Raw genomic sequence first — 23,540 nt, forward strand, 5'->3', positions numbered from 1 at the left:
GCGCTTCAAGTGGTGGACTCCACCCGTCGGCCGGATCCGAGCCGGCCGATCCGCGTCAAGAGGGGGTAGCCATGTCCGAAGCTCCGGTCGCGCTCATCACCGGTGGCGGCACCGGTATCGGAGCCGCGGTAGCCCGGCAGTTGCTCGGCCACGGCCACCGGGTGGCCGTCACCGGGCGCGGGGCCGAGCGGTTGCGTGCGTTCGCCGCCGAACTGGGCGATCCGGAGGGGCTGTTGACCATTCCGGGCAACGCGGCCGAGTACGCGGACGTCCAGGCGGCGGTGGACACCACGCTGAAGGAGTTCGGGCGGATCGACACCGTCCTCGCCAACGCCGGGTTCGCCACCCATGACACCGTCGCCGAGGGGGACCCCGCCGGGTGGACGGAGATGGTGCTGACCAACGTGCTGGGCCCGGCCCTGCTCATCAGGGCCGCCATCGACGCCCTCAAGGAGACCCGGGGCCGGATCATGCTGGTCGGCAGCGTCGCCGGCTTCATCCACGGGCCCGGCAACATCTACGGGGCGACGAAGTGGGCCGTCACCGGGCTCGCCGAGAACACCCGGCGGCAGGTCACCGAGTGGGGTGTGGGGGTGACCCTGATCGCGCCCGGCCGCGTGGAGACCCCGTTCTGGGACAACTACGGAAGCCTTCCGCCCGGCCATCTCCTCACCGCCGACCAGATCGCCGACTCCGTGGTCTGGGCGATCCGCCAGCCGGCCGGGGTCGACGTCAACACCGTGGTCGTACGCCCGATCGGCCAGCCGGTCTGAGACCACGCCCGACCGGGACCGGGACCGGGGGCCACGGCCAGGTCGGGCCAGGACCGGGACCGCGCTGACCCCGGACGGGGGAGGGATGTCGGCCGGGACACCACTGGACGACGCGGACCGGAGGCCGTGGCCGGACGTCATCGTTGCGTGGGCGCACGGCCGGGACGGGTTCGGCGGGGTGGTCGGCTGTTTCCGCGGTCGAGCGCGCGTACCGGGACCGGCTGCACGGGCCGCGGCGCCCCGGAGTCGTGATCGTGCGCCTCGCCGGTGACCGTGCGCTCATCGAGGACCGGATGTCCCACCGGCAGGTCACGCTCGTCCCGGACCGGGACCCGCGCTCACGCCGGACGGGCCACCCCGCCCCGGAGCTGGAGAGCGGCCCCGCGCCGGAGCTGGACAGCGGCACTGTCCGCACGCACGAGACCGCCCGCCGGGAATCATCCGACGGGCGGTCTCCGCTGTCTTCGTGCTCTCGGTGAGCAGGCGTCAGCCATGGGCTCGCTCTCAGGCCTGGTTGAACGTCGCCGGGTCCGGACCGATGCGACGGTCCTCGTTCAGCGCGCTGATCGCGGCGATGTCCTCGGTGTCCAGGGAGAAGTCGAAGACCTCGATGTTCTCCTTGATGCGGGACGGGGTCACGGACTTGGGGATGACCACGTTGCCCAACTGGAGGTGCCAGCGCAGGACCACCTGGGCCGGGGTGCGGCCGTGCTTCTGCGCGATCGCGATGACCGCCGGGACCTCCAGGAGCCCCTTGCCCTGGCCGAGCGGCGACCAGGCCTCGGTGGCGATGCCCTGCTCCGCGTGGTACTCGCGGGCCGCGAGCTGCTGGAGGTGCGGGTGCAGCTCGATCTGGTTGACCGCCGGAATGACGTTCGTGGCCTCGATCAGCGTGTCCAGGTGCTCCGGAAGGAAGTTGGAGACACCGATGGCCTTCGCGCGGCCGTCCGCGTAGAGCTTCTCGAACGCCTTGAACGTGTCGACGAACGTGCCGCGGGCCGGCAGCGGCCAGTGGATCAGATACAGGTCCACGTACTCCAGGCCGAGCTTGTCCAGGGACTCGTCGAAGGCGCGGAGGGTGGAGTCGTAGCCCTGGTCGCTGTTCCAGAGCTTGGTGGTGACGAAGAGGTCCTCGCGGGCCACGCCGGCCGTGGCGATGGCCTTGCCGGTGCCCTTTTCGTTGCCGTAGATCGCGGCCGTGTCGATGCTGCGGTAGCCGGCCTCCAGCGCGGTGGTGACCGCCTGCTCGGCCTCGTCGTCCGGCACCTGCCACACGCCGAAGCCCAGCTGGGGCATCTCGACGCCGTTGTTCAGGATGATCGGGGGGACCTTGCTGCTCACGAGCTCTCGATCCTTAGGTCGGTCGGTTGGTACTTCCCATCGTCAACGATCACGGAGCACGATGCATTCCTGAGCGGACCGCTCGCGTCCCGAATCGCAGAATGGCCGGAAACGGATCCGACGGTTCAAGAGTATCGGTCTGGACCATTGACCGAGCACGGTCACGCGTGGAGTCTGTTCCCTGCCGCGACGCACGTCGGTGAATTCTGATCACATACGTGAATGGATGGCTCATGACCCCCACACGAAGGAACCTCCTCGGTGCCGCGCTCGGCGGCACCGCCGCGGCCGCTGCCGGGTTGCCGGCCCCTGCCGCGCACGCCGCCTCCTGGCAGTTGAAGTGGTCCCCCTCGGCGAGCACCGACGGGCTGCGGGCCTTCGAGACCCTGGAGGACGACCGCGCCGACTCGCACACCTCCGCCTCGCCGCACATTCACGCCACCGGCGACACCTGGCGGTTCGACATGCACACCGTCGACCGGGACACCTCCACCGACCGTCAGCGCCACGAGGTCACCGGCCTGCGCACGGGCAGCGGCTTCCTCCGCTGGACCGAGGGCCAGACCTGGCGGGTCACCTACGGGATGTACCTGCCGAGTTCGCTGAAGGCGACGACGAGTTTCACGCACATCATGCAGATGAAGCAGCCCGGCGCGGGCACCTCGCCCCTCGTCGTGCAGTCGCTGCGCCGGGTGAACGGTGCGCAGACCATCGAGCTGAGGCTGCCGATCGACAACATCCTCGTCGGCCGCACCGACCTGGTGCCCCTGCACAACTCCTGGGTCGACGTCGACTTCAGGGTCGAGGTCGGCAATGGCTCGGCCGGTTCGGTGCGCTGGATCCTCAAGAAGGGCTCGACCACCCTCGTCGACGTCTCCCGCACGGGCGTCGACACCTTCCTCGCCGACCGGCTGCGCCCCAAGTGGGGCATCTACCGCGCCCTCGGCGACACCTCGGGTTCCCTGCAGAACTGCCACATGCTGCTGCGGAACATGCGGGGCTACCAACTGGTCTGACCCCTGAGGCGAGTCCGGCCGACAGGACCGGGCGGGCTCACGCCCGGTGGGGTCTCGCGCCCGGTCCCGCCCGGTGGGGTCTCACGCCCGGTACAACGCCTCCACCTCGGTGATGTACGCCTTCTCGATCGCCTTCCGCTTCAGCTTCAGCGACGGCGTCAACAACCCGTGCTCCTCGGTGAACTGGTGCGCGAGGATCCGGAACGTACGGATCGACTCGGCCTGCGAGACCAGGGTGTTGGCGGCGACCACCGCCCGCCGCACCTCGGTCTCCAGCTCCGGGTCGCGCACCAGTTCGGCCGGTGACAGCCTGGCCTTGCCGTGCATCTGGAGCCAGTGCTCGACGGCCTCCCCGTCGAGGGTGACCAGGGCGGCGATGTACGGACGGTCGTTGCCGACGACGATGCACTGGGCGACCAGCGGATGGTCGCGCACCCGCTCCTCCAGGATCGCGGGCGAGACGCTCTTGCCGCCCGAGGTCACCAGGATCTCCTTCTTGCGCCCGGTGATGGTGAGATAGCCGTCCTCGTCGAGGGAGCCCAGGTCGCCGGTGGCGAGCCAGCCGTCGTGCAGGGTCTCGTCGGTGGCCTTCGGGTTGTTCAGATAGCCCTGGAAGACGTTGGGGCCGCGCAGCCAGATCTCGCCGTCGTCCGCGATGTGCACGGTCATGCCCGGGATGGCCTGGCCGACCGTGCCGTACCGGGTGCGCTCGGGCGGGTTGGCCGTGGCGGCCGCCGTGCACTCCGTCAGGCCGTACCCCTCGAAGATGTGGACGCCCGCGCCCGCGAAGAACAGCCCGAGCCGCCGGTCCATCGCCGAGCCGCCGGACATCGCGTACTTGATCCGGCCGCCCATCGCCTCCCGGATCTTGCCGTAGACGACCTTGTCGAAGAACTGGTGCTGCATCCGCAGCCCCGCCGACGGGCCGGGCCCGATGCCCCAGGCCCGCGCCTCCATCGCGTCCGCGTACTTCACGGCGACCTCGACGGCCTTCTCGAACGGGCCGGCCTTGCCCTCGCGCTCGGCCTTGCGCCGGCTCGCGTTGAAGACCTTCTCGAAGATGTACGGCACCGCGAGGAAGAAGGTCGGCTGGAAGGCGGCGAGGTCGGGCAGCAGGACGGCCGCGTTGAGCTGCGGCTGATGACCGAACTTGACCTTCCCGCGGATACCCGCGACCTGCACCATCCGCCCGAAGACGTGGGCGAGCGGCAGGAACAGCAGCGTCGCCGCCTCGTCGCCCTTGCGGGACTTGAACAGCGGCGCCCAGCGCTCGATGACCGTGTCCGCCTCGACCATGAAGTTGGCGTGCGAGATGACACAGCCCTTGGGCCGGCCCGTCGTGCCGGAGGTGTAGATGATCGTCGCGACCGACTCGGGCGTCACCGCCCGCCGGTGCCGGTGCACCACCTCGTCGTCGAGCTGTGCGCCCGACGCGTACAACTCCTGCACCGCGCCCACGTCCAGCTGCCAGAGCCGGCGCAGCTGGGGCAGCCGGTCGATGACCGTGGCGATGGTCATCGCGTGGTCCTCGTGTTCGACCATGGCGGCCGTGCACTGGGAGTCGTACAGCATCCAGAAGACCTGCTCGGCGGAGGAGGTCGGGTAGACGGGGACGACCTGGGCGCCGACGGTCCACAGCGCGTAGTCGAACAGGGTCCACTCGTAGCGCGTACGGCACATGATGGCGACCCGGTCGCCGAACCGGATGCCCTGCGCCAGCAGCCCTTTCGCCAGCGCGAGGACCTCGTCACGGAACTCGGCGGAGGTCATGTCGCGCCACTGGCCCTGCTCGTCCTTACGACCGAGCGCGATGTATGTCGGGTCCTCCTGGGCGTACTCGAAGACGACGTCGGCCAGGCCGCCCACCGGCGGCGCCGACGCCAACGGGGGGTTGGTGAACTCGCGCAAACCCGCTCCTCGTGGCGCTCCGCACAGCGCGTGAAAGCTACCTCACCGGGAGAACGGACGGGAGGGTTGTGGAGGGGCGCATTGGGACGGATGACACGAGTCGGTGCCGAAAAACTTACGCAGATCGGGAGGTCTCCGGCGGATGCCTGACGCCGCAGCAAGTTCGGGGAGGTCGATCTCCACCGAATCCGCACGCTCCGGTTACGGTGCGCGCTCCCTTTGAACACGGTCTGGCCTGGGGAAACGCGAACACTGCTCATGTCTGACGTGCCGGGTGGAGCCGGACACCGACGCGAGGACGACCGGCCCCGTCACACTCCGCGCGCACGGCCGTGGAGCCGGTCGCCACCGGAGAGGATGGCCGCCGCGAGGGCGTCCGCGGCGCCCGCGGCCGTTCCCGGGCGGCGGCCGTGGACGAGTACGAAGTCGACCTCGCCGAGTTCCGGCAGCCCGGCCCGCTCGGGGACGCGGACCAGGCCGGGGGGCACCAGGCGACGGGAGTGAGCCATCACGCCGAGGCCCGCACGGGCGGCGGCGATGAGGCCGTTGAGGCTTCCGCTGGTGCAGGCGATGCGCCAGGAGCGGCCCTCGCGCTCCAGCGCCTCCAGGGCCAGGGCGCGCGTGATGCCGGGCGGTGGATAGGCGATCAGCGGGACCGGGCGGTCGGGGTCGACGCGGAGTCGCTCCGCGCCGATCCATACGAGCCTGTCCGTCCAGACGGGTTCGCCGCGCGGGTCCTCCGGGCGCCGCTTCGCCAGTACCAGGTCGAGCTTGCCCGCCGTGAGCTGCTCGTGCAGCGTGCCCGACAGTTCGACGGTCAGCTCCAGATCCACCTCGGGATGGTCGTGCCGGAAGGCCTCCAGGATCTCCGGGAGCCGGGTGAGCACGAAGTCCTCGGACGCGCCGAAGCGCAACCGCCCGCGCAGCCGGGTGCCGGTGAAGAACGCCGTCGCCTGCTCGTGCACCTCCAGGAGCCGCCGGGCGAAACCGAGCATCGCCTCGCCGTCCTCCGTCAGCTCCACGGAGTGCGTGTCCCGCGAGAACAGCTGCCGCCCGGCCGCGTCCTCCAGGCGGCGCACATGCTGGCTGACCGTGGACTGACGCAGCCCCAGCCGCCGGGCGGCCTGCGTGAAGCTCAGCGTCTGGGCCACGGCGAGGAAGGTGCGCAGGTGGGAGGGCTCGTACACGATCGCCACCCTACTCGCTTATCGCTGAACGCGATGACAGTCAGAGCGGTATGACGGATTCCCGATCAAGTGTCCGGGGAGGACGATGGGGAGGGGCTTTCCGGCCCCCGAACGCACTCTCATCGAAAGCACGTGGAGCACCGTGAAACGCCTCAAGTGGCCGAGCCGGCTGCCGATCGACCCGTACATCCTGCTGTTGCTCGGGACCGTCGGCGTCGCGGCGCTCCTCCCGGCACGGGGTACGGCCGCCGAGGTCGCGTCGGGCGCCTCCACGGCCGCAATCGCCTTCCTGTTCTTCCTCTACGGCGCCCGGCTCTCCACCCGCGAGGCACTCGACGGCCTCAAGCACTGGCGGCTCCACCTCACGGTCCTGGTGTGCACGTTCGTGGTCTTCCCGCTGCTGGGCCTGGCCGCCCGCGGCCTCGAACCGGTGTTCCTCAGCCACTCCCTCTACACGGGGCTGCTCTTCCTCACCCTCGTCCCGTCGACCATCCAGTCGTCGATCGCCTTCACCTCGATGGCCCGGGGCAACGTGCCCGCCGCGATCTGCGCGGGCTCCTTCTCCTCCCTCGCGGGCATCGTCATCACCCCGCTGCTCGCGGCGACCCTGCTCGGCGGGAGCGCCGGGGGCTTCTCCGCCGACTCGCTGATGAAGATCGTGTTCCAGTTGCTGGTGCCGTTCCTCGCCGGGCAGCTCGCCCGCCGCTGGATCGGCGAGTTCATCACCCGGCACAAGCGGATCCTCGGCCTCGTCGACCGGGGCTCGATCCTCCTCGTCGTCTACGTCGCGTTCAGCGAGGGAATGGTGCGCGGGATCTGGAGCCAGGTCAGCCCGCTGCGGCTCGGCGGCCTCCTCGTCGTCGAGGCCGTCCTGCTCGCGGTGATGCTGCTGCTCACCTGGTACGGCGCCAAGGCCCTGCGTTTCGACCGGGCGGACCGGATCGCCATCCAGTTCGCCGGCTCCAAGAAGTCCCTCGCCTCCGGGCTGCCCATGGCGAGCGTCCTGTTCGGCCCCGAGGCCTCCCTCGCCGTCCTGCCGCTCATGCTGTTCCACCAGATGCAGCTGATGGTCTGCGCGGTCATCGCCAAGCGCCGCGCCCACGACCCGGTGGAGCCGGCGGTCACGGAGCAGCGAGACGAAGCGATACGAACCGCGGTCGGTACAGGGACACGTTCCGCGTGATGTTCACCTGTGCCGCCGCAGCGTCGGCGTCCAGCCAGTTGACGTCGTAGCTGAGCACCAGCCGCCCGTCGTCGACCGCCCGGTGCGCCTGCGGGTTGTACGCTGCGACGCCGCTGTTCGGCAGCGGGGGACTGAAGCCCTTGGAGGGCCCGTGCCAGGGCCCGGTGGGGGAGCAGGCCCAGTAGGCGGTCACGGTCGTCAGCCCCTCGGTACCGGCGGCCATGGTGAACAGCACATAGGTACGCCCGTCCCGTACGACGGTGAAGGCGCTGCCCACCCCCCTGTCCTTCCCGTTCCCGAGCACCGCCGCGGGCCGCCCCCGCACCGCCCACCGCGAGCCGTCCCAGTACTCCCACGCCCCCGGCTCCCCGAGCCGGCCGCGCGGCACCCGGGCGACGAAGGCGTGCGAGGTCGGCCGGGAGGCCGCCTGGGCGTCGGTGCCGCCGAAGACGTACGTCCACGCGCCCGCGTCGACGGCCGTCGTCCCGAACAGCACCCGCCGGGCCGGATCGGCGACCGACTCCTGGTCCAGCACCGTCGTGATCCCCTCCAGCCGCAGACCGGGCAGCGACAGTGTGGCGACCTCGGTGGCGGTGGGCACCCCGTAGATCCACGGAGACCTACCCGCCGTACGGGTCCACAGCAGCACCCGTACGACCTTCTCGTCCGAGCCGGGGGAGCGGGGTTCGACCCGGGCGGCCACCGGCCAGCGCCAGCGCTGCGGCGCCGGATCCGGGAAGACGGGGGCCGGGATCGTGGATTCGAGACGGCCCGAAGGGGACATCACCACGGCCGAGTTGCGCACCAGGGGGGTGGAGACGTCCCGCCACGCCACGGACTCGCCGGCCGGGTTGGGCGGGGGGTGCACCTGGCCCAGATAGGTGTCCGAGAACAGCCACAGCACCCGCCCGTCCGGAAGCCGCACCGAGTGGGTGCCGTCGCCGCCGGTCCAGTCGTCGGTGCGGGTCGCGTCGTCGCCGTACCGGGTGAACTCGCCGGTCAGGGCCGGGTCCGGGTCCCAGTCCCGGACCGTACGGGCCGTACAGGCGCCGCCGCCCTCCCGGTCGTCGTCCGGGAGGGCGGTGAGCAGCACGGCCGCGAGGGCCAGGACCAGTGCGAGGATCAGGACCGGTCCGGCCCCCGTCCGCTGTCGTGCTCCTGCGTCATCGGGCACGGAAGGGACGTTAGTTGCCCGCGCCGATCCGGTCCATGGGCAGTCGCGGGATCGCGCGTGTCTCGCGCAAGAGCTCGGGAGTTCGGTTCGTCGGCGGCCGCAGGTACGTCGTGGTTGCTCGCGCAGTTCCCCGCGCCACTCAAGGACAAGGGCACGGCCTTGCATTTCAGGGGCGCGGGGAACTGCGCGAGAAGCCCCACCGGACCGGACCCGCACCCGGCAACGCACCAGTGGACCAACGACAGTGGACCAACGACGTGTACCCGGCGGTCGAACCGGCGGAGCCCCCGGCGCAGGGGGCGCTCCCCGCCGGGGACCCCACCGTCGTGGACGCGGGGAGCCGCTCAGCCCTGGTCGGCCGCGGCCCGCAGGGCGATACGGTGCTCGCCCGCGTACACGTTCATGGAGGTGCCCCGCAGGAAGCCCACCAGGGTCAGCCCGGTCTCCGCCGCCAGGTCGACCGCGAGCGAGGACGGCGCGGACACCGCCGCCAGCACCGGTATCCCCGCCATCACCGCCTTCTGCGCCAGCTCGAACGAGGCCCGCCCCGACACCAGCAGCACCGCACGGGACAACGGCAACGAACCGCTCTGCAGGGCCCGCCCCACCAGCTTGTCCACCGCGTTGTGCCGCCCCACGTCCTCCCGTACGTCGAGCAGCTCGCCGTCCTCGCCGAACAGGGCCGCCGCGTGCAGACCCCCGGTCCGGTCGAAGACCCGCTGGGCCGCGCGGAGCCGGTCGGGGAGACTCGCGAGGAACTCGGGGTCGAGCCGGACCGGGGGAGCGTCACCGCCGTGCGTGTCGTCGATGGCCCAGCGGGCGGTCGTACGGACGCTGTCCAGCGACGCCTTGCCGCACAGCCCGCAGGACGACGTCGTGTACACGTTCCGTTCGAGAGTGATGTCCGGGAGCTCGACACCCGGCGCCGTCCGCACGTCCACCACGTTGTAGGTGTTCGACCCGTCCGCGGTCGCGCCCGCGCAGTAGACGATGTTCTGCAGGTCCGACCGCTCGGCGAGCACGCCCTCGCTGACCAGGAACCCCGCCGCCAGCGCGAAGTCGTCGCCCGGGGTGCGCATGGTGATCGCGAGCGGCTTGCCGTTCAGCCGGATCTCCATCGGTTCCTCGGCGACGAGGGTGTCGGGGCGGGTGGAGACCGCGCCGTCCCGGATGCGGATCACCTTGCGTCGTTCCGTGACTCGTCCCATGTCGTGTCTCAGTCCCGGTTCTGTACGTGCTGGTAGCCGAAGCGGCCCTTGATGCAGAGGTTGCCGTGGGTCACCGGGTTGTCGTGCGGCGAGGTGACCTTCACGATCTCATTGTCCTGCACATGGAGTGTGAGGTTGCAGCCCACACCGCAGTACGCGCAGACCGTGGTCGTCTCCGACTGCGCCGACTCGTCCCAGGTGCCCGCCGCCCGCATGTCGAACTCCGACTTGAAGGACAGCGCGCCCGTCGGGCACACCTCGATGCAGTTCCCGCAGTAGACGCAGGCCGAATCGGTCAGGGGAGCGTCGTGCTCCACGGCGATCCGCGCGTCGAAGCCGCGCCCGGCGACGGAGATCGCGAACGTGTTCTGCCACTGGTTCCCGCAGGCGTCCACGCACTTGTAACACAGGATGCATTTGTCGTAGTCCCGCACGTACAGCTCGTTGTCGACCCTGGGCTCCTCGTTCAGCCGGGCCGCGTCGGGGCCGAAGCGGTCCGGTTTCGCCTCGTACTCCTTGATCCACTCGGCGACCCGCGGGGTCGTCGAGAGGTCGACCGAGGAGGCGAGCAGTTCCAGGACGATCTTGCGGCTGTGCCGGGCGCGCTCGGTGTCGGTCCGCACCTCCATACCGGGCTCGGCCCGGCGGGAGCAGGCCGGGACGAGGGTCCTGGCCCCCTCGACCTCGACGACACAGACCCGGCAGGCGTTCTTCGGGGCGAGCGTGTCGCCCTGGCAGAGGGTGGGGACGTCCTTGCCCACGGCCCGGCAGGCGTCGAGGATCGTCGAGCCCTCGGGAGCGCGCACCGGCTCCCCGTCGATGGTGAACTCCAGGAGGCGACGCGGCACTCCGAGCGGGATCACGGTCATTCGTACGCCCCCAGACGGTCGATCGCGGATTCCACGGCGTTCCACGCGGTCTGCCCGAGACCGCAGATCGAGGCGTCCCGCATCGCGCGGCCGACCTCCCTGAGCAGGGCGATGTCACCGGCCGCCGCCGCACCGGTCCGCTCGGCGATCCGGTGCAACGCCTCCTCCTGCCGTACGGTCCCGACCCGGCACGGCACGCACTGACCGCAGGACTCGTCCCGGAAGAACTCCGCGATCCGCAGCAGCAGCCGGGGCAGCGGGACCGTGTCGTCGAAGGCCATGACGACCCCCGAGCCGAGCGTCGTGCCCGCCTCCCGCGTCCCCTCGAAGGTGAGCGGGATGTCCAGCTCGTCGGGGCGTACGAAACCGCCGGCCGCGCCGCCGAGGAGGACGGCCCGCAGCCGGTCCCGTACCCCGGCGAGCGCGAGCAGATCACCGAGCGTCGCCCCGAAGGGCAGCTCGTAGACGCCGGGCCGCTCCACGCTCCCCGACACGCAGAACAGCTTCGGCCCGGTGGAGCGCCCGGTGCCGATCGCCGCGTACGCCGGGGCGCCCATGGTCAGGATCGGCAGGACGTTCACCAGCGTCTCGACGTTGTTCTCCACGGTCGGCTTGCCGAACAGGCCCTTCTCCACGGGGAACGGCGGCTTCGCGCGGGGCTCGCCCCGGTAGCCCTCGATGGAGTTGAAGAGGGCCGTCTCCTCGCCGCAGATGTAGGCGCCCGCGCCCCGGCGGATCTCGATGTCGAAGGCGTAGCCCTGGCCGAGGACGTTCTCGCCGAGCAGGCCGCGGGCGCGTGCCTGGGCGATCGCGTGCTCCAGCCGGTGCAGGGCCCGCGGATACTCGCCCCGCAGGTACAGGTGACCTCGGTGCGCGCCGGTCGCGTACGCGGCGATCGTCATCGCCTCGACCAGGGCGAATGGGTCGCCCTCCATGATCACGCGGTCCTTGAAGGTACCCGGCTCGGATTCGTCCGCGTTGCAGACGAGGTGGTGCGGATGGTCGGGCTGCGAGGCCGTGGCCTGCCATTTCCGGCCGGTGGGGAAGGCGGCGCCGCCCCGCCCGACCAGGCCCGAGTCGGTGACCTCGCGGATGACCCCTCCGGGGCCGAGCTCGAAGGCCCGACGCAGGGCCGCGTAGCCGCCATGGGCGCGGTAGTCGTCGAGGGAGGACGGGTCGACGACACCGACGCGGCCCAGCAGCGTCAACGACGGGTCCCCGGCCTGCGGGACCGCCATGGCGGCCGGGGGCTCCTCGTCCGCGGAGTCGGGCGCGCTCGCCGCGAGCACGGCCCCCTCGACGGTCGCCGGTGCCGACACCGCCGTACGCACCGGGTCCCCGGCCTTGATCGCGAGGGCGGCCGGTGCCCGCTCGCACAGCCCCAGACACGGGCTCCGCTGCACGGCCACCCCGCTGCCGAGGCCGAGGCGGGCCTCGACGCCCGCGCACAGGTCGGCCGCCCCGGCCGCCGCGCACGCCAGGTCCGTGCACACGTGCAGGACGGTCGCGGGGCGCGGCTCGACCGAGAACATCGCGTAGAAGGTGGCCACCCCGTACGCCTCCGCCGGCGGCACCGTCAGCCGCCGGCACAGATAGTCCAGGGCGCCCCCACTGATCCAGCCGATCCGGTCGTTGACCGCGTGCAACCCCGGCAACAGCAGGTCACGGCGGGCCCGGGCCTCCCGGCCGCCCCGCGCCCACCGCAGGTCGGCGGCCCTCATCTCATCGCGGGCCGCGCCCTCCCAGGAGGACTCCGGCGGGCCGAGCAACGCGTCGACCGCCGCCTTCTCCTCGTCCGTGGGCTTGCTGTCACCGAAGTGCAGGTCCACTTACGTCACCTCACGATGGTCGCGACGGGCAGCTTCTCGATCCGGATCGCCGACGCCTTGAACTCCGCCGTGCCCGCGATCGGGCAGTTCGCCTCGATCGTCAGCTGGTTGGTGTCCACCTCGTCGGGAAAGTGCATGGTCATGAAGGCGAGGCCGGGCCGCAGGGCGAGGTCGATCCACACCGGCGCCACCACCGACCCGCGCCGCGAGGACACCCGGACCTCCTCGCCCACCACGACCCCGTAGCGCTCCGCGTCCTCCGGGCACAGTTCGACGTACTCCCCGCGCCTCAGCGGTGAGGCGTAACCGCCGCTCTGCACACCGGTGTTGTACGAGTCCAGCCGCCGCCCGGTGGTGAGCCGGATCGGGAACCGCTCGTCCGTCAGGTCCACCGGCGGATCATGCTGAACGATCCCGAAGGGGGCGAGCCGGCCCCGGCTCGCCGGGTCGGGATCCCACAACCGGCCGTGCAGATACGAGGGTTCGAGCCTGTCGGTGTCCGGGCAGGGCCACTGGATGCCCTGCTCCCGCGCGAGGCGTTCGTACGTCATGCCGTAGTGGTCCGGCGACACCGAACGCAGCTCGTTCCAGACGGCCTCGGCGTCGGCGTACTTCCACTCGTGCCCGAGCCGTGAGGCCAGGTCGCAGATGATGTCGATGTCCTCGCGGGCCTCCCCGGGAGGGGTGACGGCACGGCGTACCCGCTGCACCCGGCGTTCGCTGTTGGTGGTCGTGCCGTCCGTCTCCGCCCATCCGGCGGTCGCGGGCAGCACGACGTCCGCCAGCTGGGCCGTCCTCGTGAGGAAGATGTCCTGGACGACGAGGAAGTCCAGCTCCCCCATCCGCCGTACGGCCTGCTCGCTGTCGGCCTCGGACTGCGCGGGGTTCTCCCCGATGCAGTACACGGCCTTCAGCGAGCCCTCCTCCATGGCCTCGAACATCTCCGTCAGGTTCAGCCCGTAGTGCGGCTGGATGACGGTGTCCCACGCCGACTCGAACTTCAGCCGGGACTCCGCGTCGAGGATGTCCTGGAAGCCGGGCAGCCGGTTGGGGATGGCGCCCATGTCACCGCCGCCCTGCACGTTGTTCTGGCCGCGCAGGGGCTGCAACCCCGAGGCGTAGCGGCCCACATGGCCGGTCAGCAGCGACAGGTTGATCAGCGCGCGGACGTTGTCGGTGCCGTTGTGGTGTTCGGTGATGCCGAGCGTCCAGCACAGTTGGGCACGCTCGGCACGGGCGTATGCGTGCGCCAACTGCCGTATGGCGGCGGCCGGTACGCCCGTCACCTTCTCGGCCAGCGACAGTGTCCACGGCTCGACGAGCGCCCTGTACTCCTCGAAGCCGGTGGTCGCCCGCTCGATGAACGCCTCGTTGGCGAGGCCCGCGTGGATGATCTCCCGGCCGATGGCGTGGGCCATCGGGATGTCGGTGCCGACGTTCAGCCCCATCCAGCTCTCCGCCCACTCGGCGGTGGACGTCCGACGCGGGTCGACGGCGTACATTCGGGCGCCGTTGTGGATGCCCTTCAGCACGTGCTGGAAGAAGATGGGGTGCGCGAAGCGGGCGTTGGAGCCCCACATCACGATGACGTCGGTGTGCTCGATCTCCTCGTACGAGGAGGTCCCGCCGCCCGAGCCGAAGGCGGCCGAGAGACCGGCGACGCTCGGCGCGTGACAGGTGCGGTTGCAGGAGTCGACGTTGTTGGTGCCCATGACCACGCGGGCGAACTTCTGCGCCACGTAGTTCATCTCGTTCGTGGCGCGGGCGCAGGAGAACAGGCCGAACGCGCCGCGGTTGCGCGCGATGCCCCTGGCGGCCCGGTCCAGGGCCTCCTCCCAACTCGCCTGCCGGAACGGCTCGTCGCGGGAGTCGCGGACGAGGGGGTGGGTGAGCCGGGTGTAGGTCTTCGGTTGCCGTTTCTTCGTGCTCTTCGTGCTCTTCATGCGGCACTCCTCAGCGCGAGCAGGTCCGAGATGGCGTGAACGGTGCGGAGTGTGGGCACCTCGACACCCGTGATGTCCGCCAGCTCGACGACGGCGGCCAGGAGGACGTCGAGTTCCAGCGGTTTGCCGCGCTCCAGGTCCTGGAGCGTGGAGGTGCGGTGGTCGCCGACGCGTTCTGCGCCGGCCATCCGCCGTTCGACGGAGACACCGACCTCGCAGCCCAGGGCCTCGGCGACGGCCAGCGTCTCGGTCATCATCGTCTCGATGACCTTGCGGGTGCCGCCGTGCAGACACATCTGCCGCATGGTCGCGCGGGCCAGGGCGCTGATCGGGTTGAACGAGATGTTGCCGAGCAGCTTGATCCAGATGTCGCCCCGGAGATCGGGCTCCACCGGACACTTCAGGCCACCGGCCACCATGGCCTCGCTGAACGCGAGGCAGCGCGCCGAGACCGTACGGTCCGGCTCGCCGATGGAGAAACGGGTGCCTTCCAGGTGCCGTACGACACCGGGTCCTTCGAGCTCGGTGGCCGCGTAGACGACACAGCCGACGGCCCGTTCGGGCGCGAGCACCGCACTGACCGCGCCGGCCGGGTCGACGCTCTCCACCCGGTGGCCGTCGTGCGGGCCGCCGTGCCGGTGGAAGTACCACCAGGGGATGCCGTTCTGGGCAGCGATCACCGCCGTGGTGCTGTGCAGCAAGGGCTCGATCAGCGGCCCGCACGCCGCGTACGAGTTGGCCTTGAGGCCCAGGAAGACGAAGTCGACCGGGCCGATGTCGGCCGGGTCGTCGGTGGCGTGGGCGCGGGCGGTGAAGTCCCCGCGTGAGCTGAGCACACGCACCCCGTCCCGCCTCATGGCCGCGAGATGCGGTCCACGGGCGACGAGATGCGTGTCCGCGCCGGCGCGGTGGAGCGCGGCGCCGACGTAGGCGCCGATCGCACCGGCGCCGAGAACTGCGACTTTCATGATCAGGGAGCTCCGTTCGGTCGAGGGTACCGAGGAACTGCCGAACTCTGTCGACGAAATATTGTCTACAGTATGGAACTTGGCCCAGCAAGGGTTCGCGCAACGGACGGGCAAGGCATTACTCGGACATGAAGGTGGCCGGGACGTGCCGCGTGGGCGTGGGCCCAGGACCTGTCGAGGGCATGTGGCCTGGAGTCGAGGCCGAAAGTGGCCGGGGAACGACCGTTCGGCGCGCGGTGGATACCGCTCACCGCACACGGTCGACGCGCCGCCTTTTCAACCCCCCTTGTCACTCCCTACCGTCCGGGATCATGAGTCCCCCCGTCGCACCCCCGGGCTGGAGCCGCTGGCTCGTTCCCCCGGCCGCGCTCTCCGTTCATCTCTCCATCGGGCAGGCCTACGCCTGGAGCGTCTTCAAGCCGCCGCTCGAGTCCGCGCTCGGCCTCAGCGGCACGCAGAGCGCACTGCCCTTCCAGCTCGGCATCGTCATGCTGGGCCTGTCCGCCGCGTTCGGCGGCACCCTCGTCGAGCGCAACGGGCCGCGCTGGGCGATGACCGTGGCGCTGATCTGCTTCTCCTCCGGCTTCCTGATCGCCTCGCTCGGCGCGGCCACCGAGCAGTACTGGCTGATCGTCTTCGGCTACGGATTCGTCGGCGGCATAGGCCTCGGCATCGGCTATATCTCGCCCGTCTCCACCCTGATCAAGTGGTTCCCGGACCGGCCGGGCATGGCCACCGGCATCGCGATCATGGGCTTCGGCGGCGGCGCGCTCATCGCCTCGCCGTGGTCCGCGCAGATGCTGGAGTCCTTCGGCTCCGACTCCTCCGGCATCGCCGTCGCCTTCCTGGTGCACGGACTGTCGTACGCGGTGTTCATGCTGCTCGGTGTGGTGCTGGTCCGGGTGCCGCGCACGGAGAAGCCGGTCGACTCCGGGCCGAGTGTGCTGGAGGGCCCGCAGGTCTCGGCCCGCGACGCCATCCGCACCCCGCAGTTCTGGTGCCTGTGGGTCATCCTCTGCATGAACGTCTCCGCGGGCATCGGCATCCTGGAGAAGGCCGCCCCGATGATCACGGACTTCTTCGCCGAATCCTCCACCCCGGTCTCCGTCACCGCCGCCGCCGGGTTCGTCGCGCTGCTCTCCGCGGCCAACATGAGCGGCCGTATCGTCTGGTCGTCGACGTCCGACCTGATCGGGCGCAAGAACATCTACCGCGTCTACCTGGGCGTGGGCGCGCTGATGTACCTGTTGATCGCGCTGTTCGGCGACTCCTCCAAGCCGCTGTTCATCGTCTGCGCCCTGGTCATCCTGTCCTTCTACGGCGGTGGCTTCGCCACGATCCCCGCCTATCTCAAGGACCTCTTCGGCACCTACCAGGTCGGCGCCATCCACGGCCGGCTGCTCACCGCCTGGTCCACGGCCGGCGTCCTCGGACCGCTGATCGTCAACTGGATCGCGGACCGGCAGGAGGAGGCGGGCAAGTCCGGCCCCGACCTCTACGGCACGTCCTTCTTCATCATGATCGGGCTGCTCGTGATCGGCTTCGTCGCCAACGAACTGGTCCGGCCCGTCAACCCCCGCTTCCACATCCCCGCCCCGAGGGAGGCCGCCAATGTCGTCCAGCGACACCAGTCCGAATCCGCCTGACCGGCGCCCCTTGATCGTCTTTGCCTGGGTGTGGGTGGGGGTGCCGCTCACCTACGGACTGTACGAACTCGTACGAAAGGCTACGCAATTGTTCACCGGGTGAGTGTTCGGACGCCCTGGAGCCGACCTGAGGTCTGACAGAAGCCCACAACTCGGGCCACGCTTTACTGTCGCCTCACCCGCCCTCGTACCCGCGAGTCACTGATCAGACTGGTGGATCCCGCTGACCACAGGCAACGAGGGGAACCACCCATGAACGGCTCGCGAATCGCCGCCGTCGGCCACTACCAGCCCGCCAAGGTACTCACCAACGAGGACCTGGCGGGCCTGGTCGACACGAGTGACGAGTGGATCACGAGCCGCGTGGGCATCCGCACCCGGCACATCGCAGGACCCGACGAACCGGTCGACGAGCTGGCCGGCCACGCCGCCGCCAAGGCCCTGGCCTCGGCCGGCCTCGGCCCGGAGGCCATCGACCTGGTCGTGGTCGCCACCTCCACCGCCATCGACCGCTCCCCGAACATGGCGGCCCGGGTCGCGAACCGGCTCTCCATCCCGAACCCGGCCGCCATGGACGTCAACGTCGTCTGCGCCGGGTTCACCCACGCCCTCGCCACCGCCGACCACGCCGTGCGCGCCGGCGCGGCCACCCGGGCGCTCGTCATCGGCGCCGACAAGATGTCCGAGGTCACGGACTGGACCGACCGCACGACCTGCGTCCTCGTCGGGGACGGGGCGGGCGCGGCCGTCGTCGAGGCCGCCGAGGAGCCCGGCATCGGGCCGGTGCTGTGGGGATCGGTGCCCGAGATGGGCAACGCCGTACGCATCGAGGGCACCCCGCCGCGCTTCGCGCAGGAGGGCCAGAGCGTCTACCGATGGGCGACCACCAAGCTCCCGCCCATCGCCCGCGCGGCCTGCGAGAAGGCGGGACTCACGCCCGCCGACCTCGCCGCCGTTGTCCTCCACCAGGCCAACCTGCGCATCATCGAGCCCCTGGCCGCGAAGATCGGCGCGGTCAACGCCGTGGTCGCGCGGGACGTCGTCGAGTCCGGCAACACCTCGGCCGCGAGCATCCCGCTCGCCTTCTCCAAGCTCGTCGAACGCGGCGAGATCTCCAGCGGCGACCCCGTGCTGCTGTTCGGCTTCGGCGGCAACCTGTCGTACGCGGGACAGGTGGTCCGCTGCCCGTGAGCAGGGCGTTCGTGGTGTTGCTCACGGCGATGTGACGAGGCGTACTCGTCGGCTCCCTGGCCATCACGGGTCGTAGACTGTAGACGAAAGACAATCCATACTGGCTGTTGACTCGGACTTTCCAGTTCTTTCCAGTACGGGCCGTTGACTTTCCGTGTGCAGTACACCCAGTGGTGCTCTGGAAGGGGACCCGATGTTGTCGACAGGACTTCCGCAAGGGGCGGTGCCCAAGCTCGAACGCCCCGGCCCGCTGCGCGACCGCGTCTACGAGGCCCTGCTCGAACTCATCACCACGCGCGCGCTGCGCCCCGGCCAGCACCTCGTCGAGAGCGAACTCGCCGGGCACCTCGGAGTGTCCCGGCAGCCCGTCCGCGAGGCCCTGCAGCGCCTCAACACCGAGGGCTGGGTCGACCTCCGGCCCGCACAGGGAGCCTTCGTCCACGAGCCGACGGAGGCGGAGGCGGACCAACTCCTCACGGTCCGCACCCTGCTGGAGGCCGAGGCCGCCCGCCTCGCCGCGGCGAACGCCGGCACGGCGGGCATCACGGCCCTGGAGGAACTCTGCGCGGAGGGTGAGCGGGCCGTCGCCGCCGACGACGTCGACGCGGCCGTCGCCATGAACGCCCGCTTCCATGCCAAGGTCATGGAACTCGCCGGCAACACGGTCCTCGCCGAACTCGCCGCCCAGGTCGACCGTCGGGTCCGCTGGTACTACACGCCCGTCGCCCGCCAGCGCGGCCACCAGTCCTGGATCGAACACCGCGACCTCATCACGGCGATCTCCGCACGGGACGAGCAGCGTGCGACGGAGGTCATGCGGGCGCACACGGAGCACACGCGGAAGACATACCACGAGCGGGAGAAGTAGCCGGGTGGAGTAGCCCGTCGGCGGGCTAGGTTCGGGGTGTGACGGTAACCATCGAGTTCCATGACCGCAGCCGCGATGTGGTGAGCTACGCCGACGGGGAGGTCGACAGAACCGAGTCGCGTATGTATCGCTACGACGTGACGGCGAACGGCTCCCTCACCGTGTACGTGTGGCAGCACACCGTGAAGCGGGGAAAGATCATCTCGACGACGGACGCTCAGCTCCTGGTCGTGTACAGCCCGTCGGCCTGGTTCTCGGTGCACGGCGACCCGCTCCCCGGCTGACCATCCCTTCACCCCCTCCGGCGGCCCCGCACACCCCTCTTTGTCCTCTCAGTGGAGAAAGTTGACGGCAATTCCTACGCAACTTCTTCCCAGTCCCGGTAGTCGCTGCTACGTTCCCCTGCGAAAGGTCGGTCGCCGTGAGGCGGCCGGAACCTGACGGACGTAGAGGCCGTGCGAGGCGGGGAGGGGCCAGTGAGACGTATGACCGCTCGACCCGCGAACGCACATCAGGCGCGGCTGCTGCGGCTGTTGCGGGACGGTGGGCCCAACTCCCGGGCTCAGCTCGGGGACCGGGTCGATCTCTCACGGTCGAAGCTGGCCGTGGAGGTGGACCGGCTTCTGGAGACGGGACTGGTCGTGGCCGACGGGCTCGCCGCCTCGCGGGGTGGTCGCCGGTCGCACAACATCCGACTCGCACCCCAACTCCGCTTCCTCGGCGTCGACATCGGCGCCACCTCGATCGATGTGGCCGTCACCAACGCCGAGTTGGAGATCCTGGGCCACACCAACCAGCCCATGGACGTCAGGGACGGCCCCGTCGCCGTCTTCGAGCAAGTGCTCTCCATGGCCGCCAAACTGAAGGCCTCGGGGCTCGCGGAAGGGTTCGACGGCGCCGGGATCGGCGTCCCCGGACCGGTCCGCTTCCCCGAAGGCGTCCCCGTCGCCCCGCCGATCATGCCGGGCTGGGACGGGTTCCCGGTGCGCGAGGCGCTCAGCCAGGAACTCGGCTGCCCCGTCATGGTCGACAACGACGTCAACCTGATGGCGATGGGGGAGCAGCACGCGGGCGTCGCCCGTTCCGTGGGCGACTTCCTCTGCGTCAAGATCGGCACCGGCATCGGCTGCGGCATCGTCGTCGGCGGCGAGGTCCACCGCGGTGTGACAGGCAGCGCCGGCGACATCGGCCACATCCTCGCCGTACCGGACGGCCGCCCCTGTGCCTGCGGCAACCGGGGCTGCCTGGAGGCCCACTTCAGCGGCGCCGCGCTCGCCCGCGATGCCAAGGACGCCGCCCAGCAGGGACTTTCGGCGGAACTCGCCTCCCGGCTGGAGGCCCACGGCACCCTGACCGCCGTCGACGTGGCCGCCGCGGCCGCCGCCGGCGACGCCACCGCGCTCGACCTGATACGCGAGGGCGGAAACCGCACCGGCCAGGTCATCGCCGGACTCGTCAGCTTCTTCAACCCCGGCCTGGTGGTGATCGGCGGCGGGGTGACCGGCCTCGGCCACACCCTGCTCGCCGCCATCCGCACCCAGGTCTACCGCCAGTCACTGCCCCTCGCGACCGGCAATCTGCCCATCGTGCTGGGGGAGTTGGGGCCCACCGCCGGAGTCATCGGCGCGGCCCGCCTCATCAGCGACCACCTGTTCTCACCCGCGTAGGCCCGCGCGAGCGCGCGGCCTTCCCCACCGACAGCGACAACCACCGACAGCGACGACCACCGGCACGGCGTCCTGCTTCGCCGCGCCCTGCTCCGGCCTGCCCGAACACGTAGGCCCAGCAAGCGGATTCACCCTGAAACCGGCCCGCACGCCCGCCAAGGGGAACTCATGGCACCAGAATTACCGCTGCTCACCATGTCCGGCATCACCAAGTCGTTCCCCGGAGTCCGGGCCCTGGACGGCGTCGACCTCGACGTCCAGGCCGGAGAGGTCCACTGTCTGCTCGGCCAGAACGGCGCCGGGAAGTCCACCCTGATCAAGGTCCTGGCCGGCGCCCACCAGCCCGACGACGGCACGATCACCTGGCGGGGCGAACCCGTCACCCTGAAGTCCCCGATCGCCGCCATGCGCCTCGGCATCGCCACCATCTACCAGGAACTCGATCTGGTGGAGGGCCTGTCGGTGGCCGAGAACGTCCACCTCGGCCATGAGCCCACCTCCGCCGGCTTCGTCGTACGCGGGAAGGCGGCGCGGGCATCGACCACCGCTCTGCTCGAACGACTTGGGCACCCGGAGGTCGACGCGTCCCGGCTCGTCGGTTCGTTGTCGGCCGCCCAGCAGCAGATCGTCTCCATGGCGCGGGCGCTCTCCCACGACGTACGGCTGATCGTGATGGACGAGCCGTCGGCCGCGCTCGACCCGGACGAGGTCGACAACCTGTTCAGGATCGTGGGTGACCTGACCGCGGCAGGGGTGGCCGTCGTCTACATCTCGCACCGTCTGGAGGAGATCCGGCGGATAGGCGACCGGGTGACCGTGCTGAAGGACGGGCGGGCCGTCGCGGGCGGGCTGCCCGCGAAGTCCACGCCCACGCGCGAGGTCGTGGCGCTGATGACCGGGCGGAACGTCGAGTACGTCTTCCCCGACCGGCCGCCCGTGCCGCCGACAGGGGGCACCCCCGTGCTGGAGGTGCGGGGGCTGGCGCGTGCGGGCGAGTTCGAGCCGTTCGACCTGGAGCTGCGGCCAGGCGAGATCGTGGGCCTTGCCGGACTCGTCGGCTCGGGACGGTCGGAGATCCTGGAGACCGTCTACGGCGCCCGCAGGCCGACGGCCGGTCAAGTCCTGGTCGACGGCAAGCAGTTGCGGCTCGGCAGCGTACGCGCCGCCGTACGGGCCGGGTTCGGACTCGCCCCCGAGGAGCGCAAGGCGCAGGCGCTGCTGATGCTGGAGTCCGTCACCAGAAACGTTTCCGTGTCGTCGATGGCCCGCTTCGCGCGCGTCGGCTGGATCGACCGGGGCGCCGAACACCGCGCCGCGCGGGCCGCGACCCGCGAGCTGTCCCTGCGCCCCGACAACCCGGACGTACCGGTCCGCACCCTCTCCGGAGGCAACCAGCAGAAGGCGGTGCTCGCCCGCTGGCTGCTGCGCGGCTGCCGGATCCTGCTGCTCGACGAGCCGACGCGGGGCGTCGACGTGGGCGCCCGCGCCGAGCTGTACGCGGTGGTCCGCCGGCTCGCCGACGAAGGCCTCGCCGTACTGCTGGTCTCCAGCGAGGTACCCGAAGTGCTCGGCCTCGCCGACCGGGTGCTCGTCCTGCGCGAGGGCCGGGTCGTGCACGCCGCGCCCGCCCGTGAACTCGACGAGCACCGCGTCCTCGACCTCGTGATGGAAGGAAGCCCGGTGGCCAGTGTGGGAAGCCCGGTGGCCGGGGCGGGGAGCCCCGTGACCGGTGAAGGGAGCCAGGCGTCATGACCCAGCCCGTGTCCCCGCCCAGGGGCGCAGACAAGGTGACACCCGTCGACGAGCCGCCCGCCTGGCGTGCCCTCGTGTTCCGCGCCGACGTCCGCACCCTGTCGCTCCTCGGTGTCCTCGCCGTGCTGATCGCCATCGGCGGCGTCACCAGACCCGACGAGTTCCTCGACACCCGCAACCTCCAACTCGTCCTCACCCAGGCCTCGGTGATCGGCGTCGTGACCGTCGGCATGACCTTCGTCATCACCTCCGGCGGCATCGACCTCTCCGTGGGCGCGATCGTCGCCCTGGCGTCCGTGTGGGCGACCACCGTGGCCACCCAGGAGTACGGTTTCGCCGGCGTTCTCTTCACGGCGGTGATCGTCGGCGTCGGCTGCGGCCTGGTGAACGGGCTGCTCATCGCCTACGGCGCCGTGGTGCCCTTCATCGCCACCCTCGCCATGCTCGCCTCGGCCCGCGGACTCGCCCTGCAGATCACCGACGGCAGCACCCAGGTCGTCGGCATCGACGCCATCCTGGATCTCGGCGAGCGCGACGCCTACGTCCTCGGTATCCCGCCGCTCGTCCTGGTCTTCGCGGTCGTGACGATCATCGGCTGGCTGGTGCTGAACCGCACGACCTTCGGCCGGCGCACGGTCGCCGTCGGCGGCAACGCGGAGGCGGCCCGGCTCGCGGGCATCGACGTCCGCCGCCAGCGCCTCTACCTGTACCTGCTCTCCGGGCTGTGCTGCGGCATCGCCGCGTTCCTGCTGATCGTGCTGTCCGGCTCGGGCCAGAACACCAACGGCAACCTCTACGAACTCGACGCCATCGCCGCCGCGATCATCGGCGGCACCATGCTCAGCGGCGGCCGGGGCACCATCACCGGCTCCGTCCTCGGCGTCCTGATCTTCACCACGATCACCAACATCTTCGCGCTCAACAACCTGCAGAGCGACGTCCAGCAGATCGCCAAGGGCGCGATCATCGTCGCCGCGGTCCTGGTCCAGCGACGCACGGCAAGCACGGCCTGAGACA

The 23,540-nt window shown here is 70.6% G+C and carries 20 protein-coding genes and 1 pseudogene; 12 read left to right on the top strand and 9 right to left on the bottom strand.

Annotation, left to right across the window (positions count from 1 at the left end):
• The first annotated feature begins 71 nt into the window (after positions 1–71).
• Positions 72–773 (top strand): SDR family oxidoreductase, encoded by a 702-nt coding sequence (locus OG858_RS37530; RefSeq protein ID WP_086749407.1) that lies wholly within the window; start codon positions 72–74, stop codon positions 771–773.
• An 85-nt stretch (positions 774–858) separates the two neighbouring features.
• Positions 859–1,252: pseudogene (locus OG858_RS37535) on the top strand (gluconokinase); the annotation flags it as partial.
• A 25-nt stretch (positions 1,253–1,277) separates the two neighbouring features.
• Here OG858_RS37535 and OG858_RS37540 read toward each other — a convergent pair.
• On the bottom strand, positions 1,278–2,114 hold the full coding sequence (locus OG858_RS37540; RefSeq protein ID WP_086749408.1) for an aldo/keto reductase: 837 nt from the start codon (positions 2,112–2,114) through the stop codon (positions 1,278–1,280).
• Positions 2,115–2,347: 233 nt separating this feature from the next.
• On the opposite strand from OG858_RS37540, the gene OG858_RS37545 reads away from it, so the two are divergent.
• Positions 2,348–3,130, top strand: a complete 783-nt coding sequence (locus OG858_RS37545; RefSeq protein WP_319315927.1) for a Tat pathway signal sequence domain protein — start codon at positions 2,348–2,350, stop codon at positions 3,128–3,130.
• A gap of 81 nt (positions 3,131–3,211) precedes the next feature.
• Here the strand turns inward: OG858_RS37545 and OG858_RS37550 are convergent, their stop codons facing one another.
• Positions 3,212–5,038 (bottom strand): AMP-dependent synthetase/ligase, encoded by a 1,827-nt coding sequence (locus OG858_RS37550; protein ID WP_086749410.1) that lies wholly within the window; start codon positions 5,036–5,038, stop codon positions 3,212–3,214.
• A gap of 311 nt (positions 5,039–5,349) precedes the next feature.
• Complete coding sequence (locus OG858_RS37555) at positions 5,350–6,225, bottom strand: LysR substrate-binding domain-containing protein (RefSeq protein ID WP_086749411.1); 876 nt, start codon at positions 6,223–6,225, stop codon at positions 5,350–5,352.
• Positions 6,226–6,367: 142 nt separating this feature from the next.
• On the opposite strand from OG858_RS37555, the gene OG858_RS37560 reads away from it, so the two are divergent.
• Positions 6,368–7,408, top strand: coding sequence for a bile acid:sodium symporter family protein (locus OG858_RS37560; RefSeq protein ID WP_328544010.1), 1,041 nt, complete (start codon positions 6,368–6,370; stop codon positions 7,406–7,408).
• On the opposite strand, the gene OG858_RS37565 is transcribed toward OG858_RS37560, so the two are convergent.
• The 6 genes from OG858_RS37565 to OG858_RS37590 form a co-directional block, all read right to left on the bottom strand.
• Positions 7,347–8,582, bottom strand: a complete 1,236-nt coding sequence (locus OG858_RS37565; RefSeq protein WP_319064125.1) for a hypothetical protein — start codon at positions 8,580–8,582, stop codon at positions 7,347–7,349. The genes OG858_RS37560 and OG858_RS37565 overlap by 62 nt on opposite strands.
• Positions 8,583–8,926: 344 nt before the next feature.
• Positions 8,927–9,790, bottom strand: coding sequence for a formate dehydrogenase accessory sulfurtransferase FdhD (fdhD, locus tag OG858_RS37570; protein ID WP_086753469.1), 864 nt, complete (start codon positions 9,788–9,790; stop codon positions 8,927–8,929).
• Between the two features lie 8 nt (positions 9,791–9,798).
• On the bottom strand, positions 9,799–10,659 hold the full coding sequence (locus OG858_RS37575; RefSeq protein WP_319261288.1) for a 2Fe-2S iron-sulfur cluster-binding protein: 861 nt from the start codon (positions 10,657–10,659) through the stop codon (positions 9,799–9,801).
• Complete coding sequence (locus OG858_RS37580; RefSeq protein ID WP_328544009.1) at positions 10,656–12,488, bottom strand: NADH-ubiquinone oxidoreductase-F iron-sulfur binding region domain-containing protein; 1,833 nt, start codon at positions 12,486–12,488, stop codon at positions 10,656–10,658. Before OG858_RS37580 ends, OG858_RS37575 begins: the two co-directional genes overlap by 4 nt.
• Positions 12,489–12,493: 5 nt before the next feature.
• On the bottom strand, positions 12,494–14,431 hold the full coding sequence (locus OG858_RS37585; protein ID WP_086753463.1) for a molybdopterin oxidoreductase family protein: 1,938 nt from the start codon (positions 14,429–14,431) through the stop codon (positions 12,494–12,496).
• Positions 14,428–15,399 (bottom strand): 2-dehydropantoate 2-reductase, encoded by a 972-nt coding sequence (locus OG858_RS37590; protein ID WP_319064124.1) that lies wholly within the window; start codon positions 15,397–15,399, stop codon positions 14,428–14,430. Before OG858_RS37590 ends, OG858_RS37585 begins: the two co-directional genes overlap by 4 nt.
• A 311-nt stretch (positions 15,400–15,710) precedes the next feature.
• Between OG858_RS37590 and OG858_RS37595 the strand changes: the two genes are divergently transcribed.
• The 8 genes from OG858_RS37595 to OG858_RS37625 all read left to right on the top strand — a co-directional run bounded on the left by OG858_RS37595 (position 15,711) and on the right by OG858_RS37625 (position 23,536).
• Positions 15,711–17,045, top strand: a complete 1,335-nt coding sequence (locus OG858_RS37595) for an OFA family MFS transporter (protein WP_328544008.1) — start codon at positions 15,711–15,713, stop codon at positions 17,043–17,045.
• Positions 17,011–17,148 carry an MFS transporter small subunit gene (locus OG858_RS48580; RefSeq protein ID WP_444875614.1) on the top strand — a complete coding sequence of 46 codons (138 nt, stop codon included), beginning with the start codon at positions 17,011–17,013 and terminating at the stop codon, positions 17,146–17,148. Before OG858_RS37595 ends, OG858_RS48580 begins: the two co-directional genes overlap by 35 nt.
• A gap of 149 nt (positions 17,149–17,297) precedes the next feature.
• Complete coding sequence (locus OG858_RS37600; RefSeq protein WP_037704327.1) at positions 17,298–18,236, top strand: beta-ketoacyl-ACP synthase III; 939 nt, start codon at positions 17,298–17,300, stop codon at positions 18,234–18,236.
• Positions 18,237–18,429: 193 nt separating this feature from the next.
• Positions 18,430–19,104: a GntR family transcriptional regulator gene (locus tag OG858_RS37605; RefSeq protein WP_037704325.1), complete on the top strand. Its 675-nt coding sequence runs from the start codon at positions 18,430–18,432 to the stop codon at positions 19,102–19,104.
• 38 nt (positions 19,105–19,142) lie between these two features.
• Positions 19,143–19,388, top strand: a complete 246-nt coding sequence (locus tag OG858_RS37610; RefSeq protein ID WP_319315930.1) for a hypothetical protein — start codon at positions 19,143–19,145, stop codon at positions 19,386–19,388.
• Between the two features lie 201 nt (positions 19,389–19,589).
• Positions 19,590–20,771, top strand: coding sequence for an ROK family transcriptional regulator (locus OG858_RS37615; RefSeq protein WP_046704201.1), 1,182 nt, complete (start codon positions 19,590–19,592; stop codon positions 20,769–20,771).
• Positions 20,772–20,939: 168 nt separating this feature from the next.
• A complete protein-coding gene (locus OG858_RS37620) occupies positions 20,940–22,523 on the top strand; it encodes a sugar ABC transporter ATP-binding protein (protein ID WP_327725302.1) in 1,584 nt (527 codons plus the stop codon).
• Positions 22,520–23,536 (top strand): ABC transporter permease, encoded by a 1,017-nt coding sequence (locus OG858_RS37625; RefSeq protein ID WP_086747766.1) that lies wholly within the window; start codon positions 22,520–22,522, stop codon positions 23,534–23,536. Before OG858_RS37620 ends, OG858_RS37625 begins: the two co-directional genes overlap by 4 nt.
• The last annotated feature ends 4 nt before the right edge of the window (positions 23,537–23,540 follow it).

It is taken from the genome of Streptomyces europaeiscabiei (assembly GCF_036346855.1).
Lineage (GTDB): Bacteria > Actinomycetota > Actinomycetes > Streptomycetales > Streptomycetaceae > Streptomyces > Streptomyces europaeiscabiei.

What these genes read in the sequence shown, in the direction of transcription:
- OG858_RS37625 (WP_086747766.1), top strand. Translation starts at nt 22,520, where the DNA reads ATGACCCAGCCCGTGTCCCCGCCCAGGGGCGCAGACAAGGTGACACCC.
- OG858_RS48580 (WP_444875614.1), top strand. Translation starts at nt 17,011, where the DNA reads ATGTCGTCCAGCGACACCAGTCCGAATCCGCCTGACCGGCGCCCCTTG.
- fdhD (WP_086753469.1), bottom strand. Translation starts at nt 9,790, where the DNA reads ATGGGACGAGTCACGGAACGACGCAAGGTGATCCGCATCCGGGACGGC.
- OG858_RS37585 (WP_086753463.1), bottom strand. Translation starts at nt 14,431, where the DNA reads ATGAAGAGCACGAAGAGCACGAAGAAACGGCAACCGAAGACCTACACC.
- OG858_RS37605 (WP_037704325.1), top strand. Translation starts at nt 18,430, where the DNA reads ATGTTGTCGACAGGACTTCCGCAAGGGGCGGTGCCCAAGCTCGAACGC.
- OG858_RS37575 (WP_319261288.1), bottom strand. Translation starts at nt 10,659, where the DNA reads ATGACCGTGATCCCGCTCGGAGTGCCGCGTCGCCTCCTGGAGTTCACC.
- OG858_RS37595 (WP_328544008.1), top strand. Translation starts at nt 15,711, where the DNA reads ATGAGTCCCCCCGTCGCACCCCCGGGCTGGAGCCGCTGGCTCGTTCCC.
- OG858_RS37530 (WP_086749407.1), top strand. Translation starts at nt 72, where the DNA reads ATGTCCGAAGCTCCGGTCGCGCTCATCACCGGTGGCGGCACCGGTATC.
- OG858_RS37600 (WP_037704327.1), top strand. Translation starts at nt 17,298, where the DNA reads ATGAACGGCTCGCGAATCGCCGCCGTCGGCCACTACCAGCCCGCCAAG.
- OG858_RS37590 (WP_319064124.1), bottom strand. Translation starts at nt 15,399, where the DNA reads ATGAAAGTCGCAGTTCTCGGCGCCGGTGCGATCGGCGCCTACGTCGGC.
- OG858_RS37545 (WP_319315927.1), top strand. Translation starts at nt 2,348, where the DNA reads ATGACCCCCACACGAAGGAACCTCCTCGGTGCCGCGCTCGGCGGCACC.
- OG858_RS37620 (WP_327725302.1), top strand. Translation starts at nt 20,940, where the DNA reads ATGGCACCAGAATTACCGCTGCTCACCATGTCCGGCATCACCAAGTCG.
- OG858_RS37615 (WP_046704201.1), top strand. Translation starts at nt 19,590, where the DNA reads ATGACCGCTCGACCCGCGAACGCACATCAGGCGCGGCTGCTGCGGCTG.